This is a genomic window from Bacillus cereus group sp. BfR-BA-01453 (genome assembly GCF_022662915.1).
Lineage (GTDB): Bacteria > Bacillota > Bacilli > Bacillales > Bacillaceae_G > Bacillus_A > Bacillus_A paranthracis.
This window is the reverse complement of the sequence record NZ_JAKUEN010000005.1, coordinates 252,834-269,713: the sequence shown is the minus strand read 5'-3', so window position 1 is coordinate 269,713 and position 16,880 is coordinate 252,834. Positions and strand designations below refer to the sequence as shown.

Genomic DNA, 16,880 nt, shown 5'->3' with positions numbered 1-16,880 from the left:
TGCCGAATTTCCGGCATACCTATGTGCGATTATAAGCATGACGATTCCGCTCTATTTTTATAACGTACTATTTAGACAAATCTTTTACCCATATATTCATATCTTCTAGCTTATCAAAAATGTAGCAATTGTTCGCCAATCTTCCTGTATACGTATAGCCTAACTGATGAAAGGCTGCATTCATTCCGAAAGAAAGCGATCGAGCAATTGTATAAGAACAGAAAATCGATTTTTCTTGAAGTTCTTCTTCTAACTTAATTAATAAACTTTTCATAAACCCATGTTTACGATATTCGGGTAAGGTCGCACAATTCGTTAATTCTGCATTTCCTTCTTTTATATTCATTTCTGCAGACGCTGTACTAATTATTTTCCCCTCGAATTCATACACATAGTAAATTGTATCGTCTTCTTTCATCGTTTGTTTTACATAACTCGCTTCGTTTAAAGGAGTCGGATACACTTCAAATACTTCTCCAAAGACAGCTGCTAATTCTTCTGCGTCCTCTTCTGTCGCTTTTCTTAATAGGAATTTTTCCGGAACTATTTTTTCCTTTACTTCTTTTGCTTTTACACCGCTTAAAATGGTATCTTCCTCAGCCCAATGAATACTATTTCGTCTTTCATCATTATTAAATTTCACGAAGAAGTATGCATCGTGACCTTGAAAATAATGTGGTATTGTTGCTTCTAATAAAAAACCGAAAGAGAGCCATGTTGAAACATGCTCTCCCTTTCCTTTAACAATACATTTAGTGAAAGAATGTTTCTCTGCTAATTCGTCAATTGTTTGGATGATTCTCTCAATATTTCCTGTGTAGTGGTCTACTCGAATACGTTTATTAAAATAGTCCAAAACGCCTTCTACTGTATAGCCATTCGTCTGTTCTCTAAAAGATTCATAGTATTTCATTTTTTCACCTCACACCAATCTAGTAATGTACATGCAATAATTTTCGCGGCAGCTATCATTTTATCAACTTCTATATATTCGTTTGGATAATGCGCTACTTTCGTTTCTCCTGGGCCAAATACTATCGTTGGTACACCTGCGATTTGTGTAAATAAACCTCCATCAGTCCCCCACGGTGATGCTTCAATAATCGGTTTGTTCCCTTCGATTTCAACAAAGTTATGTTCAAGCGTTGTAATTAACTCATGATTTTCTTCTAGTTCACCTGGAACCCATCTTGCTCCAAACCATTCCACTTCTACAGGATTTTCAACAAACCAACTGTCCACATCATTTAATTCAGCGATCCAATTCTCGAACTCTTCTTTTGCTGCCTCTATAGTCTCATTCGGCGCAATACCGCATCTTCCTTCTAAAATTAACGAATCAGGAACAGAACTTGGCCAGCTACCGCCTTCAATTTTCCCAATATTAATTGGAATTGGGATCGGGATTCCTTTAAATAATGGATCTGTAATTCGGTCATTTCTCTTCTCTTCCAACTTTCTCAAATGATCTATAACAAACATACTTTTTTCAATTGCACTTACTCCTTCATAACGCGTCCCACCGTGTGCTGCTTTCCCTTTCACATGTAGACGAAACCACATGGATCCTTGTTGTTTCGGGAAAAACTTCATATTTGTTGGCTCCGGAATAATAACACCATCTGCTTTATATCCTCGTAATATAGTTGCTAATGTTCCTGCTCCGCCGCTTTCTTCTTCTATTACACTTTGAAAATAAATATCTCCTTTTAATTCAATACGAGATTCAATAATTGCTTCCATCGCAAGCATTAATGCGACATTGCCGCCCTTCATATCTGTCGTTCCACGACCATATATACGATTTCCTATTTTCTCACCACTATAAGGATGATAGTCCCACTGATTCACATCTCCTTCTGGTACGACATCAATATGCCCATTTAATATCATAGATTTCCCGTCGCCGCTTCCTTTAAGGGTTGCCACAATGTTCGGGCTATCTGAAAAACTTGTACGCGGTGAAACAAAATAAGGATGATCTTTCATTTTAGAAAATGATGGCTCCCATATATCAAGATCTAAGCCTAGCTCACGTAATTTTTCAATCACAATTGCCTGCGCACCACTTTCATCACCAGATACGCTCTTTTCTTGAATTAATCGTTTTAAAAATTTTACGCTTTCTTCTTCATGACTCTCAATATAATCACAAACTTGTTTTTTTAATTGCTCCATATATTATATCTCCCCTCATTCAATTACTAGTAAGTTAGAGCCAATTTTAAAATCCGCTTCTGTATGTTGTTTTATATCTTCCACTGTGTATGGGCTCATCAATTCTTGTAAAATAAGTCCACCCTGCGTTACTTCCATTACTGCCATATCCGTAATAATTAAATCTACGCATTTTTTTGAAGTTAATGGTAATGTACACTCCGAAACAATTTTTGCATTTCCGTATTTATCGACATGATTCATCACAACAACGACCCGCTTCGCTTTTTGAGCTAAATCCATTGCTCCTCCAATACCTGGAACACGTTTCCCTGGAACAATCCAGTTTGCTAAATCACCATTCTCGCTTACTTGTAATGAACCAAGAATCGTTATATCTAGTAAACCTTTTCGAATCATCCCAAACGCTGTGCAACTATCAAAATAACTTGCTCCTGTAATAAGAGAAGTTGGCAAACCTGCTGCGTTACATAAATTTTCGTCTTCATTTCCTTTGCTTGGCGTAGGTCCCATACCTACAATTCCATTTTCCGCATGAAACATAACGTTTATATCGTCAGGCAAATGATTCGGTACAAGCGATGGTATACCAATACCTAAATTTACAATCATGCCATTTTGTATTTCTTTCGCCGCACGTCTAGCAATCTTATCTCTCACTTCTACGCCCATACCCATTTCCAATTCACTCCTTCCGACGGTACGATATAATTTACAAATACTCCTGGGACAACAATTTCTTCTGGATCTAAACTTCCAAGTGGAACAATTTCTTCTGCTTCTACAATCGTTATATCCCCGGCCATAGCAACGTGAGGATTCATGTTACGAGCGCTCTTATCAAACACAAGGTTACCGAACGGATCCGCCTTTTTCGCATATACAATCGCAACCTCAGCAGTTAATGCTGTTTCAACTAAATATGTTTTACCATTCATTTCAACAGTACGTTTTCCTTCTTCTACAATCGTATCAACACCTACATCAACTAATACGCCACCAAGTCCTACACCACCAGCGCGAATACGCTCTGCTAATGTTCCTTGAGGAGAAAACTCAATTTGTAACCTTCCTTCGTTTAGCTGTCTTCCTGCATTGGGATTTGATCCAATATGAGAAGTAATTAATGATTTTACTCTTTCATTCGTAACGAGACGACCGATTCCTACATCAGGAAATCCTGTATCATTTCCAATTAAATTTAAATTTGTAACTCCTTTTTCTAAAATGGCCTGTATTAAAGATGGAGGGGAGCCAATCCCCCCAAATCCCCCAAACATTAATGTCATATCATCGTGGAATAAAGAAATTACCTCCTCTATCTCTTTTAATTTACTGAATGTATTCGTAATAGTTGTCATGCGATACTATGCCCTCCTTTTTGCATCATTTCTTCAACACTTTTTGCAAAAATTGAAAGTAATTCATCTAACTCGGAATATGTAGTTGTCATTGGCGGTGCTACAAGCAGTGCGCTATCTTCTTTTCCTGCTTGCCCTGAAACAGCTTGGTATAAAAGAAGACCATTTTTAGCTGCAACCGAAATAAGTTCCGACGCTTTTGTAAACGGTTGCAATTCTACTCCAATCAGCAATCCTTTTCCACGCACATCAGCAATGATTGTCGATTGTTGCTGAACTTTCTGTAATCCTTTTATTAAATACTCTCCCTTTTCCGCTGTTTTTTCAGGTAGATTATGTTTCTCCATATATTCAATAACAGCTAGAGCTGTTGCTGCAGATAATGGATTTGCACTTAACGTATGTCCACTCATAACAGAACGCGATCCTCGTAAAATTGGCTCCATAACACGGTCACTTACAACCGTCGCTGCCATCGGTGTGTATCCAGCTCCTAAACCTTTACCAAGGGTCATAATATCCGGTTCTACACCCCAATGCTCCATCGCAAACCATGCACCAGTACGCCCAAGCCCAGTCATTACTTCATCAGCAATAAATAAAATATCGTAATGACTACAAATGTCTTTAATAACTTTATAATATTCTTTCGGCGGAACGACTGCACCTCCAGCTGCTCCAATAATCGGTTCAGCAATAAAAGCCGCAATATGTTCTGCTCCAATCCTTTCAATTGATCTTTCTAGTTCAGTCGCACAAGCAAGCTGACAAGTTGGATATACCTTTTGTACTGGACATCTAAAACAATATGGAGCTGGAATAGTTGGATAATCTTCTAAAATTGACACGAAACGTTGTCTACGCAGTGGATGCCCAGACATTGATAAGGCTCCCATCGTAATACCGTGATAACTCATCCATCGTGACAATATTTTATGTTTCCCTTGAATACCTCGCTCTTGAAAATGCTGAATTGCAATTTTCATAGCTGTTTCATTTGCTTCCGTACCACTATTTACAAAAAAGCTCCAGTTCAAATCTCCTACACTTAAATCGCTTAGTTTCTTAGCTAATTTTTCAGCTGGTTCACTCGTAAACTGTGATCTATAAACGAAAGCAATCTCCTCAGCTTGCTTTTTGATAACGTCCGCAATCTCCTTTACGCCATGCCCAATACCTGCCGTAATTGCTCCTGACGAGCCATCAAAATATTTATTTCCGTTTTGATCATACAAATAGACACCTTTTCCATGTGAAATCATTGGATACGGCTGACCAACAAGTGGTTTAATTAAGTAATCGCGCATAGCGCTCCCCCATTTCTCCAATTTGTATATATATATGAAGAAAATTGACGTTTCTTTCATAAAAAAGAACCCTCTGCGAAAGCAGTGAATTTATCAAAAAACTATTATAAAATATACAAATGAGTGCTAAATACCAATTTTAAAAACAGAAAATTCAGAACTTAATTCAAAGACCAACCCTTATCTATACGCTCAAATAACCCTCCCTTATATAAAATTAACGCTTCACTAAATGTTTTTCTAACATAATGTCAGCTTCCCTCAAATGCCGACATTGTGTAAACTTCGACGAAACTCCCTTTAAACTCCTTCCTATTCTCCTACTTTATATTGCATATTTTTAAACAAATCTCGACAATTAATCCTACTAAATGCATAGCAATTATTTTTATAGAAACCAATATTTCACATATACTTCGCTCTGGTTTATACAATAAAAAAAGAACCGATTAACCACATTAATCAGTTCGGCACGACGCTCTGTTATCAGTTAATACCGTCACTTGCTAACATAAATAGAAACAATAGTATTACAAAATCACAATTCATCCTACAGTATAAAGCACAAAACCGTCCATAACTCCATTCACAATTCCTTGCGGGATATCCCCATCCCAAAGTTTCATTCCTTTCCTTAATTTCAAACTACCTTTCCTTTATAATTTATGTAGGACAATTATTACTTTGTATGTGTATTTGCCCATAATTAAAAAAATCCCTAGTTTCCTAAGGGTTTCAGGACATGGTTTCGACATATCACGTGTTATGCTCTCAAATTTTTCATTTCGAAATACACACTTCCTCTGCCAATATGGATGATATATTTTTGTATCCTCTAGAAAATTATAACTCTCGTTCACCTAAACTTAGCTTATCCTTAAAAAATACTTATTATTATTTTTCAACCTTTCTCCTTTAAAAAACAATTTTTTCGCATAACCTCATTCTTGCTAAGCATATAGTTTTAATGATGACAAAGGAGGAATGTTCATGTCTCAATCTGAAATCGAAAAATATGGACAAGAAGCTGCACGTTACGAACAGCTCGCTCGTTACTATCAATTTCATAATCCAAAAAAATATGTAGAACTATATATGAAATATTATGATGCGCTTACGAATCTTGTACAGGCATACGAAAAAAGAAATTCACAAGAAGCTGCTTTACCATCGCACATAAGATTTTTTCACTCTGCTTCAAATACACCTGCCGTTGACATTTTAGTAAACGGGCAAAAGGTAATTAAAAATATTTCATTTAAACAATTTAGTCCTTATTTAACATTAGTACAAGGTAAGTACCGAATAGATATCGTTCCTGTTGGAAATGAAACGCCCATCTTTTCAGCTTTAGTACCAATAATGGGAAATCACACTTATACTTTTGCTGCAATAAATAGTGATAATCATCTACAATTACAACCTATGCTTGATAATACTCATTTACCAGCAGGCCAGGCAAAAATACGCTTTGCACACTTTTCTCCCGATACCCCTGTTGTAAATGTAAGTTTAAAAGCTGGCGATCATTTATTTGAAAATGTACTCTTTAAACAAATAACAGATTTTTTAGAAGTTAGCCCTGGTACAGCGGATATAGAAGTTTCACTCGCAGATCATCAAAGTGTCTTACTAACTATACCGGATTTCAAAGTCGAACCGAACATTATTTATACAATTTCAATTTTAGGTTATTCAACGAAAGATCCTAAATTAGAAGCCGTTATACTTACGAATTAAAACAGTCTACACCATTCATTTGGTGTAGACTGTTTATTTTTGAAATGCAATTTGAAATTCTGTCCAATCATTATCTGAACGACACATGATGGACCCATTATGCTTTTCTACAATTTGTTTACATACAAATAACCCAATACCAGTTCCTAACTTTTTAGTAGTTACAAATGGTTCAAAAATCGTTTCTACATTTTCAGCTGGAATCATTGGCCCGTTATTTTTTATTACAATCCGAATCGATTGATCTTCTTCAAATACATCAATGATAATTTTTCGTTCTTCTTTCATTGATTCAAGAGCGTCAATTGAGTTCATTAATATATTTAAAAATACTTGTCTCACTTCACTCCGATAACCAGTAAGCGGAATTGGATATGGCAAATTCTTTTCAATAGAAACATTTGCATTGACCAAACTCGGATATAAGAACTGTATAATGTCTTGAAACAAATCATTTAGCCAAAACCGTTCAGATTCAGTCCACATTTCTTTTTTCGATACGAGTAAAAATTGCGAAATGCGAAAATTTAATTGGTCTAATTCATGAGAAATAATATCTAAATACGATAAACTAGGATGGTCTGCCTTTAATAATTTGACAAACCCCATAATGGAAGTAAGCGGATTACGAAATTCATGTACAAAACTAGCTGACATTTGCCCTAAAATTGTCAGCCTTTCTTTATGTGTTTCGTTAATATATTGCTGTTTTTCCTCTAAATTTCTTGATATAATTTCCGAGTATTTTAAAACAGTGTAATAAATTAATTTGTCAAAACAAGTATGTATTTGGGCCATAATTGGTTTCAATTCACGTGCACTAACATCTAATTCACACATCGCTTCGAAAAGCTCATTTCTTCCTACATTTGCATTATAAACAAAATCACCTATATTCGCATCTGCTCCTGCACGTTCAATAGCAATTTTCTCGCATAATGGCTGAAGATAATTTATATCTTTTTCTTCCATAGTAAGTTCAATAATAAACTCTAATAAATCCTCTCCATTTTGAACTGCTTCTAGTCTAAATGGATCTTTATCGGAAATTATCATTTTGTTTTTCCAGTTCTCAACGAATTGGTGCCTGTTGTTTTTCAAGTGCGAACAAAATACTTCTTTAATATCCTTATCGATTGGAAAAACCTCCATTCCTCCATTTCCATGCGACGAACACCCTTTATATTTTGAATATTAACACAAAAAACATGATTCGTTAATAGATTATTGTCACATTTTGTTAATATGTGTTGATAAAATTTTTATAACTTTATTAATTGTTTAGATTGATACATTCCATTTTCCTTCCTTTCATTCAAATTTTGTATATTCGATGCGACTTTTTTTGCATCCTGCTTCATTCTTTCGTACAATAGAAAAGGAAAGGTGTGAAAAATATGGTAAATAAAAATGTGGAAGATTATCTCCAAGAAGGCATTTACGGCCAAAAGCAAAACAAACCAGAAGAACGTAATATGTATTTAACTACATTACGTGAGCGTGTAGAAATCGCTTTAACTATCGGTCAAGTAATGCAAAGTAATGTATATTCTGAAGTAGCTAGTAGCATGCGCTCTTCTCAATCATTACAAATATTCCTAAATGGTGGCATTGCTTACCCACATTTATCAAAATACATTAAATTAGCGAACGAAAAAAATGTTCCTTTTACAATTGTTCAAAATAAAGGTACAGAAACACCAATCGGTTTAGTATTATCTCATAGCACTGCTGTCGACAAAGAACAAATTTATGTAGAAGATGCTATTTTCAAACAAGAAATGAAGTAAATGGTACACTTGATTAAATGAAATCGTCCTGAAAAACGTAAAGCAAACAATAAAAAACGAGTATGGAATCGTAAACATTTCCTACTCGTTTTTTATTGCGCTATTTAAATTCTATATACTTTATTTTTTAATACATACTAATTTCATTTCTGTCATTTCTTCTATTGCATATTTAATTCCTTCACGCCCTGTGCCACTTTCTTTCACACCACCGTAAGGCATATGATCTACTCTGAACGTTGGAATATCATTTATCATGACACCACCAACTTCTAATTCATCAATTGCACGCATTGCTTTAAACAAATTATTTGTAAATACGCCTGCTTGTAGACCGTAACGTGAATGATTTACTTGCTCTATAGCCTCATCAAATTCTTTAAATGTATTTACTGTCATAAGTGGACCGAATACTTCTTGGCACTGTACAGATACATGCTCTGGAACATTCGTTAATACCGTTGGTTCAAAAATCCTTTCATCACGTTTGTTACCACCATACAAAACGTTCGCTCCTTCTTTAACTGCTTCTTGCACCCAGTTATCGATACGCTCGACATCTTTTTTCGAAATTAAAGCTGATACATCCGTTTCCTCAAGCAACGGATCACCAACAACAACTGTTTCCATCGCTTTCTGTAACTTAGATAAAAATTCATCCAGTCTCTCTTCATGTACAAAAACACGTTGTACCGAAATACAAACTTGTCCATTATTAACAAATGCTCCCCATTTTACTCGTTCAATTAATTCATCTGTTAATTCAACATCTTCATCAATAATAACAGCGGCATTCGATCCTAGTTCTAACGTAACTCGCTTTAACCCAGCCTTTGCCTTAATTCCAATTCCAACTTTCGGACTTCCTGTAAAAGTAATGGAAGCAACATCATCATTTGTAACTATTGCCTCACCAACAGTTGAACCGGGACCAGAAATAATATTTAAAGCCCCTTTTGGCAATCCTGCCTCTTCAAATAATTCAACTAATGCGTAAGATGATAAAGGCGTTTGATCAGCTGGCTTTAATACAACTGTATTTCCAGCAGCAATTGCAGGGCCAACTTTATGTGCCACTAAATTTAATGGGAAATTAAATGGTGTAATCGCCCCTATAACCCCAATCGGTTTACGTATTGTGTATGCAATGCGCCCATCTGCACCAGGTGCTGCATCAAGCGGGAGTGTTTCACCGTATATACGCTTCGCTTCTTCAGCTGCAAATTTGTATGTCTGAACAGTACGATCTACTTCTCCCCTTGCAGCACGTATTGGTTTTGCAGCCTCTTCTGCAATAATTTCTGCAAATTCTTCTCTTCTTTCATCCATTTTTTGTGCGACTTTCTCTAAAATAGTCGCTCGATCATATGCAGATAATGTATTCATTTCTTTCATTGCATTTTTTGCGGCAGTAACAGCCTCTTTTACATCTTCTTCCGTTCCTTGCGCAATTTCCGCTAATGTTTCTTCAGAGTATGGTGCGTATAATGGTTTATACGTGTTTACAGACTTCCAATCTCCATTTATATATAAATGCTTTTTCATAATTCTTCCCCTTTCAAATATATGTATACAACAATACTTCACCTAGTGAAAGGTCTGACTTATTTCATTGTAACATAGCCCTTATTCTGCCAAAAACATTATGCTCAAAAAAAACTCTGCCATCTAGCAGAGTCTACGAACTAATTTGTTCTTGTAATGAAATTTGTTTTTCATCTTCTAAAATAACAATTGATTCTACAGTTTTTGTAACTTCTAGTCTCTTTATATAGTGTCCATCTAATTCTTTCACGCAAAACTTATAGTTTTCGATTTCAATGAAATCCTCTTCGGCAATTTCTATATTTTTCGTTAAAATCCATCCACCTATTGTATCAACACCATTATCATCAATCGTTAAACCTAATAACGTATTTACTTCACTAACAAGTACTTTTCCCTCTAGTATCGTTTTCGTTTCACTAACTTGTTGAATTTCTGGCTGTTCATCTGTATCAAACTCATCTTGAATATCTCCAACTATTTCTTCTAAAATGTCTTCAACAGTAACAAGTCCAGACGTACCACCATATTCATCTATCAATATAGCAATATGTGTTCTTTCTTTTTGCATTTTTAAAAATAAGTCGTGTATTGGGATAGAGTCGATAACTAAAATAATCGGCCTCATATATTGCTCTACTTTCTTATTACTAACGGCATTATGCTGCACAAAATCTGTGAAAATATCTTTAAAATTCACAAAGCCTATTACGTGATCTTTGTCGCCATCAACAACTGGATATCTCGTATATTTTTCCCGAGACATTTTTTGCAACGCTTCTTCAGCAGGCATTTCTTTACTTATAATATGCATCTCGGTTCGGGGTACCATTATCTCTTTTGCTATACGATCATCAAATTCAAAGATTTTATTTACATATTTATATTCAGACTGATTAATCTCTCCATTTTTGTAACTTTCTGAAACTAATAACCGTAATTCTTCTTCTGAATGAACTTCATCGTGCCCTTTCGGTGGTTTCAGCCCTAGCAACTTCGTAATTATTCGGGCTGATCCATTTAATAGCCAAATAAATGGAAACGCCATACGATAAAAGAAAGTTAACGGTTTAGCAACAAATAAACTCACCTGTTCAGCTTTTTGAATCGCAAATGTTTTTGGAGCCAATTCCCCTATTACAACATGTAAAAATGTAATAAACAAAAACACTAAAATTACAGCAAAAATATCTGCTAGTTGAGTAGAAATGTTCAAATTCACAAAAAATGTGTCAAACATTTGCTTTAACGCAGGTTTACCGAACCACCCAATTCCCAGTGCTGTAACTGTTATTCCTAGCTGACAAGCAGATAAATATTCGTCTAAGTTTGTAATGACTGTTTTGACAGATGTTGCGCGATTATTTCCTTCTGCAATTAAATAGTCAATTTTTGAACTTCGCACTTTAACAATTGCAAATTCTGCTGCAACGAAAAATGCCGTTAAGGCAATTAAAACAATCACTATACTTATACTATATATGTCCAAATACTTTTCCTTACTTACATTGTAAGCAAGGAAGCCACCTCCTACTTAATTTTATTCAAGTGAAGTAAGCATTCTAATACTCTAACAAAATTCTACATTTGCAACCACCTTTTTATATATTATATGCATACATAAAAAAGATATTTATCATTATGATAATCTAATTCATTTCCCTCAGTCAAATGATTCTAAATTTTAAGATAAAAACTTTTATATTCACGATATATTCTTCCTAGCTTCATTTCGTGAAAAAACACTTTCTTTGCCGATTCCACACTTCTTTTGTCACACTGGAAGGGAACTTACTTCATAGATCGAAATCATTCAACAGGATATATATAGGAGGGATTATTTTGGAATATAAAACACCATTTATCGCAAAAAAATTAGGTGTTAGCCCAAAGGCTGTTGTCCGGATTGCACAACAATTAAATCTTACTATAGAAAAAAATAAATATGGTCACTTTATTTTTACACAAGATGATTTAGACCAAATGTTAGAATACCATCTTTCACAAATAGAGAAGTCCCAAAACACTCACCCTACTCAAAAAACATCCTCAAATGATTTTGAGCAATTAACCGCTCAATTAAACACAATTACGAGAAGACTAGATCGAATGGAAGAACAAATGCAAGATAAGGCAAATGATGTTGTTACGTACCAACTTTTACAACATCGCCGTGAAATGGAGGAAATGTTAGAGCGAATTCAAAAACTAGAAGCTACACTCAAGAAAGAAGAACCAATCTATATTACTCCCGATACAAAGCCAATATATGAACGTGAAAAGAAACCGAAGCGCCGTAAAATGATTTTTAGTATATTTGGATTATAATTTTTAGACCCTTATTAAAATAATAAGGGTCTTTTTCATGAAGAATGATTTCATTTTAAAATCGCATTCTCTTTATTATACATATTCATTTCGTTTTATTTGGTTAACATAATATTCTTACTGTATTCTGCGATTAATGCCTGTGCATGGGCATTTCCTTGAATTACATCTCGAAATTCTTTTAAAGAATACAAATGCGTAGCCCCTTTTCGGGCATGAATTCGTACTGGTACACCTTGTAAAGTATCATGAAATTGAAATGGCTTATCTATCGGTTCAATTGGGAAACCGAGTGTTAATAAATACATATACATTCTTTTTGTAACCGCTGCGATATACCATTCTGCTTTTGTTTCTAATGCATGCATAAATAAAATAGCTGTTAGTCTTTTGAAGTGTCCTCTCCCACGAGACGTTTTCGCGATACTTAACTTGCCTATTTCATATACATTTTGCAAATCTTTCACTAAATCATTTTTAGAAAACGGATAGAAAAACTCAGAATTTGATTGTTCTGGTACCGTATACTTCATACATTCTACTGTACCGATATGATGTTCATCTTCTATTAATAAAAATCGTGATGGATTTAAATTACGTTCTACGAACATTAAGTTTCTTTCTTCACAAAAATCTCCCCACAGTTGCTCGAACCAAAAATGTTCTTCCTTTGTTTGAACACGCTGGAACATATTTCCCCGCCTTTCCCATCGCCGCTCTGTTTTTGATAACGCTTTCACTATCTATCATATAAGAACAAATCTTCGTATGCAACTAAAAATATTTACGCCTTATTATATTCTGCAAAATAAATTAAATTCCATCATAATCGCCTTTTATCCCTCATGTACCGTTCTTCTCAAAATATATTTCTATCACTTGCAAATTCATATCATATGAAGCTGTCTCCCATACTGCATATAATTCTTCTTAATCTAAAAAAATCCTTTATAAAAAAGGATTTCTTTTACTTCTTCATGCTTTTTAACCACTTCTCAAAAATTTGTACCATTCCATGTTTCCCCGCTAATTTCTCTTCTCCTTGTTTCGTTTTATATGGATATAATTGCAAAAAAACACCGCATCCAGACTCAATTTTTTTACTATGCATATGACTTCCTGGGTATACACAAATGACTTCATAAATGGCCCTTCGATGATAGATTCGCTTTCCATCTTGTTCTTCTACATATTTTATAGACCAGTACTTATACATTTGCTCAGTTGCTTTCGTATTTCCAACGTGCTGAAAAATATTGTACATTGGGCTATACTTCACTTCAATAATAATAGAAGATTGATATACGTATTTCTCTTCCTCCTTTACATAACAGTCTAATCGAATATCTGGCTTCTTCGTGTCTTCTCCATTATAAAAATTACTCCCTTTACTTAATGCAATAAGAGGATGTGTTTCAATTAAATCATTAAATGCGACATGGACTTTCATATTATCTCGATGTAAAACTACTGTCGTTCCATCTTGTAATCCATCTACATAAAAATGTTCTTGTATTTGTTCACGAATGGAATTTCTAGCTTCAAAACCAATTTGCTCTAACATGGAAATAACGATAAAAAAAGCGTAATATTCATACACTAAAAAAGTTGGTTTATAAACAAATAATAAAGATGGAGATTGATCTGTATATTGTGGAAGTAAATCTAAATGCTGTAGTAATTGTTGATGTGGTATCGGTAAATTATATGAATTCATCTTACCTGTTTCAGAAACTTCTCTCCAAAATGGAGAATGCATTAAAGTTTGAAAGTATTGTACACTATCATGTACAAAATGCGCTAAAATTTTATATTCTTGTATCTTCATAGAACTTTTTCGTAAATCCGCCTCTTTTAGTAAATGTATATTTTTATATTTTTGTTTCTCTCTATCGGTCACTGATCCATTACGCTCAATTGTTTGTATAATCGTTTTTACAGCTTGAAATTCTTCTGATTTCTTCTTTTTTTCTCTTTCTAATATTTCAATTGTTTGACGCAAAAAATTTTCCGCTTCAAGTAAATAGAGATAAAATTGCATCGCTTTAAATTTAAGAAATGCATTTTCTATACTATTTTTTTGTTCGATAAACTTACGATTATAATATTTTGCATACGGTTTTCTTTCCGCCACTACCGCTCCTTTCCTCGTTGCTTTCCGCTCCTTTTCTTCCCATTTATATTCATGTATAAATTTTGAACTTGATTCTATTTTCTTAAAAATTTGCTTTATCTTTTTCATTTTTTGCGGCAACTTTCTAAGTAACACTAAATAAGAAGAATCTTCAATATCGCTAAGTGCAGAGAAAGTCTTTTTATAATAACCTCTATCTAAAATCAACTCATTTAAAATCGACTTCACATAGTTTTGAATCATTTCAAATTGATCATCAAAAAAATTTTTGGGAACGACTTGAAAAGCGCCATAATACGTTCGCTCTTCTATATTCACTTCAAAATGATATAAACCACAACGCCATGGATAAAAGAATTCCGTTTTTCCATGTTCATATATTAATACCTTTTGTTTTTGGTCATTTATTTCATATTTTGTCTCTTTTATATTCTTCTGTCCCTCATAGACTTTATTCCATATAAAAGTAATATTCATTGGATTTTCATAATGGTATTGCAATCTAATTGGTTTTAATTCTTGCACTTTATAAATACATTGAGCTAATGCTGTTGCAGAGGTACAAAGACGATTTAATAAAATATATTCTCCTTTTGACTCCGTTCCAATAATTAACTTTAATACAAAAGGAAACGTTTCTTTCGTATCAACGATTTCTGTTTCGTATCGTCCATCATTTTGCATAACCATACAACTCCAGTTCTCTACGCTTTTCTCTTATATATGCTAAAGAGTGTTCAAATGTAGATACTCTGTTTGCAAGTGGAGATTGCAAAAGAGGTACTAATGTTGCCCCCCTTTTTACTTCCTCTGAAAGTAAAGACCCAACCATCATTTCAGTCCCTCTTATTTTCGTCAATACACGTTGCTTTATTTGTAAATCAAATCCTTCCTCTCTACTAATCATATAAGAATGATTATTTTGGAACGGTATATTTTGCAAATAAGTAGCAATTGCATTTGCACATCGAAAAGAAATTCCCTTTGACGTATCGTGTGATGACAATACACCATGTAACTTATCTAATAGCTCTAACTCTTCTTCAGAAAACACCTCAATCATCGTTTTATTCCTGACCCAATTTATGCGAAATTCTCCTGCAGTTACTTTCAGAGGTGGTTGTAATACAACTTTCTCTTGCTCCATACACATCTCACAAAACGGAATCTTTCGTAAAGTTATTACATTCGTCCGATCTAATAATCGATCTGAGAGCTCCTTCGTTGTTTCATCAAAATTCACAGTACCAACAAATATAATATTTTCTCCAATTTCAATTGTTGGCGGAATTGAATTTTCTTTTTCTTGCACACCTTCATATAAATTTAAAATACGATTTTGTTTTTCAAGTTGAAGAACAGATAGAAATGGAGTAAACCAATGCTCAATATGTGACATATTCATTTCATCAAAAACGATTATATACAGCTGATTTTGATTTTCTTTTGCCTTCATTAACGCCCTAACTAATTTTGTTTCACTTTCAATAAAAGTACCATTTGGATGAAGGTAACCAAGTAAATCATGTGGTTCTTGATATGATGGTGAAATCGGGATCCAAACCAATTCTTCCCCGTATTGTAATCCAAGTGCTTCTGCATAAGCTTGCACAAAACGGGATTTTCCAGCACCTGGTATCCCCCCCAGAATCGTCAACATATTTGTTTTTGTACTTATATGAAAGTTATAAATATCTGTTTCATCCAGATATAGCCCTTTATTACGTACAAAACTTTTCACATACTGTAAAAAGACGGATTCACGCTCATCCCATTCCCATTCATCCTTTTGCACTTTTATTTCCTCTACCTCTACAAGCTTACCTTCTTCAGTTATTCGTTTTTTTAATTGCTCATACACATGATTGCTTACAAAATATAATTGATCTTCTACCGCTATTTCTACATACTTCATCCAATCATTAAGTTCTATATACTTACATTCCCGCTGCTGTTCAAAATATGCGATTGAACTAATTGACGATGACTTTAAAGATATATTTCCATATAACCTTCCCTCATGCCAAAATAACTCAGGAGGCTCAAAGTCTTTCGGATATTTTGGCATTAGAAATGACAAATAACCATTACTAAGTTTTCTTTCTAAAGACTCTCCCTTTTTATAATCAGAAACTTTAGGTACTGGAATCATTTTATAACCGTTTGCTATTTCTCGCGCTTCTTCTGTACAAATTAACTCCACGTATATATGTCCTCTTTCATAATAGAGACGAAACATAATCAATTGCTTTTCTAGTTTTCTTTTCTTTAATTCCGAAAAGACTTTTTCATTCTTTTTATTGCTACATAAACCTTCAAATACATATGGTTCATTTTTCAATTGTTCTTGCAACGTGAATGGTATTGGCGATAGGCATTGTACAAAGAAATTCTCTCCACTCTTCTCACTCTCTGCTTTTGTAAACTTCCCAATAAACCTCATATAGTACATTCGTTTTATAAAACTTGGCTGAAGAGCTTTATGTAATTTCACCTT

14 protein-coding genes are annotated in these 16,880 nt (G+C 34.2%); 3 read left to right on the top strand and 11 right to left on the bottom strand.

Going from position 1 to position 16,880, the window contains the following annotated elements:
- Positions 1 to 67 precede the first annotated feature (67 nt).
- The 5 genes from ablB to MR070_RS13635 are packed head-to-tail and all read right to left on the bottom strand — an operon-like array spanning position 68 to position 4,846.
- Positions 68 to 913, bottom strand: coding sequence for a putative beta-lysine N-acetyltransferase (gene ablB, locus MR070_RS13655; RefSeq protein WP_000878613.1), 846 nt, complete (start codon positions 911 to 913; stop codon positions 68 to 70).
- Complete coding sequence (locus MR070_RS13650; RefSeq protein WP_242261476.1) at positions 910 to 2,178, bottom strand: peptidase; 1,269 nt, start codon at positions 2,176 to 2,178, stop codon at positions 910 to 912. Before MR070_RS13650 ends, ablB begins: the two co-directional genes overlap by 4 nt.
- Before the next feature lie 15 nt (positions 2,179 to 2,193).
- A complete protein-coding gene (locus MR070_RS13645; protein ID WP_000525283.1) occupies positions 2,194 to 2,856 on the bottom strand; it encodes a CoA transferase subunit B in 663 nt (220 codons plus the stop codon).
- Positions 2,841 to 3,539 carry an acetate CoA-transferase subunit alpha gene (gene atoD / locus MR070_RS13640; protein WP_000208119.1) on the bottom strand — a complete coding sequence of 233 codons (699 nt, stop codon included), beginning with the start codon at positions 3,537 to 3,539 and terminating at the stop codon, positions 2,841 to 2,843. The genes MR070_RS13645 and atoD overlap by 16 nt, the downstream gene beginning before the upstream one ends.
- The gene (locus MR070_RS13635; RefSeq protein ID WP_001205894.1) at positions 3,536 to 4,846 is read right to left on the bottom strand and encodes an aspartate aminotransferase family protein; all 1,311 of its coding nucleotides are present in this window, start codon (positions 4,844 to 4,846) and stop codon (positions 3,536 to 3,538) included. The genes atoD and MR070_RS13635 overlap by 4 nt, the downstream gene beginning before the upstream one ends.
- 990 nt (positions 4,847 to 5,836) lie before the next feature.
- On the opposite strand from MR070_RS13635, the gene MR070_RS13630 reads away from it, so the two are divergent.
- Positions 5,837 to 6,586 carry a DUF4397 domain-containing protein gene (locus MR070_RS13630; protein WP_000083263.1) on the top strand — a complete coding sequence of 250 codons (750 nt, stop codon included), beginning with the start codon at positions 5,837 to 5,839 and terminating at the stop codon, positions 6,584 to 6,586.
- A gap of 33 nt (positions 6,587 to 6,619) precedes the next feature.
- Here MR070_RS13630 and MR070_RS13625 read toward each other — a convergent pair whose 3' ends face one another.
- A complete protein-coding gene (locus MR070_RS13625; RefSeq protein ID WP_000451748.1) occupies positions 6,620 to 7,738 on the bottom strand; it encodes a BA2291 family sporulation histidine kinase in 1,119 nt (372 codons plus the stop codon).
- 245 nt (positions 7,739 to 7,983) lie between these two features.
- Between MR070_RS13625 and MR070_RS13620 the strand changes: the two genes are divergently transcribed.
- A complete protein-coding gene (locus MR070_RS13620; protein ID WP_000247572.1) occupies positions 7,984 to 8,376 on the top strand; it encodes a YueI family protein in 393 nt (130 codons plus the stop codon).
- Positions 8,377 to 8,496: 120 nt separating this feature from the next.
- On the opposite strand, the gene MR070_RS13615 is transcribed toward MR070_RS13620, so the two are convergent.
- Positions 8,497 to 9,921 (bottom strand): aldehyde dehydrogenase family protein, encoded by a 1,425-nt coding sequence (locus MR070_RS13615; protein ID WP_242261475.1) that lies wholly within the window; start codon positions 9,919 to 9,921, stop codon positions 8,497 to 8,499.
- A gap of 133 nt (positions 9,922 to 10,054) precedes the next feature.
- A complete protein-coding gene (locus MR070_RS13610; protein ID WP_242261474.1) occupies positions 10,055 to 11,410 on the bottom strand; it encodes a hemolysin family protein in 1,356 nt (451 codons plus the stop codon).
- Positions 11,411 to 11,763: 353 nt separating this feature from the next.
- On the opposite strand from MR070_RS13610, the gene MR070_RS13605 reads away from it, so the two are divergent.
- Positions 11,764 to 12,249, top strand: coding sequence for a chromosome segregation protein (locus MR070_RS13605; protein ID WP_242261473.1), 486 nt, complete (start codon positions 11,764 to 11,766; stop codon positions 12,247 to 12,249).
- 95 nt (positions 12,250 to 12,344) lie between these two features.
- Here the strand turns inward: MR070_RS13605 and MR070_RS13600 are convergent, their stop codons facing one another.
- From MR070_RS13600 to MR070_RS13590, 3 genes are all read right to left on the bottom strand, one after another.
- A complete protein-coding gene (locus MR070_RS13600; RefSeq protein WP_000487805.1) occupies positions 12,345 to 12,941 on the bottom strand; it encodes a hypothetical protein in 597 nt (198 codons plus the stop codon).
- Between the two features lie 275 nt (positions 12,942 to 13,216).
- Complete coding sequence (locus MR070_RS13595; protein ID WP_044790686.1) at positions 13,217 to 15,067, bottom strand: hypothetical protein; 1,851 nt, start codon at positions 15,065 to 15,067, stop codon at positions 13,217 to 13,219.
- Complete coding sequence (locus MR070_RS13590; protein WP_242261472.1) at positions 15,057 to 16,877, bottom strand: AAA family ATPase; 1,821 nt, start codon at positions 16,875 to 16,877, stop codon at positions 15,057 to 15,059. The genes MR070_RS13595 and MR070_RS13590 overlap by 11 nt, the downstream gene beginning before the upstream one ends.
- Positions 16,878 to 16,880: the final 3 nt, after the last annotated feature.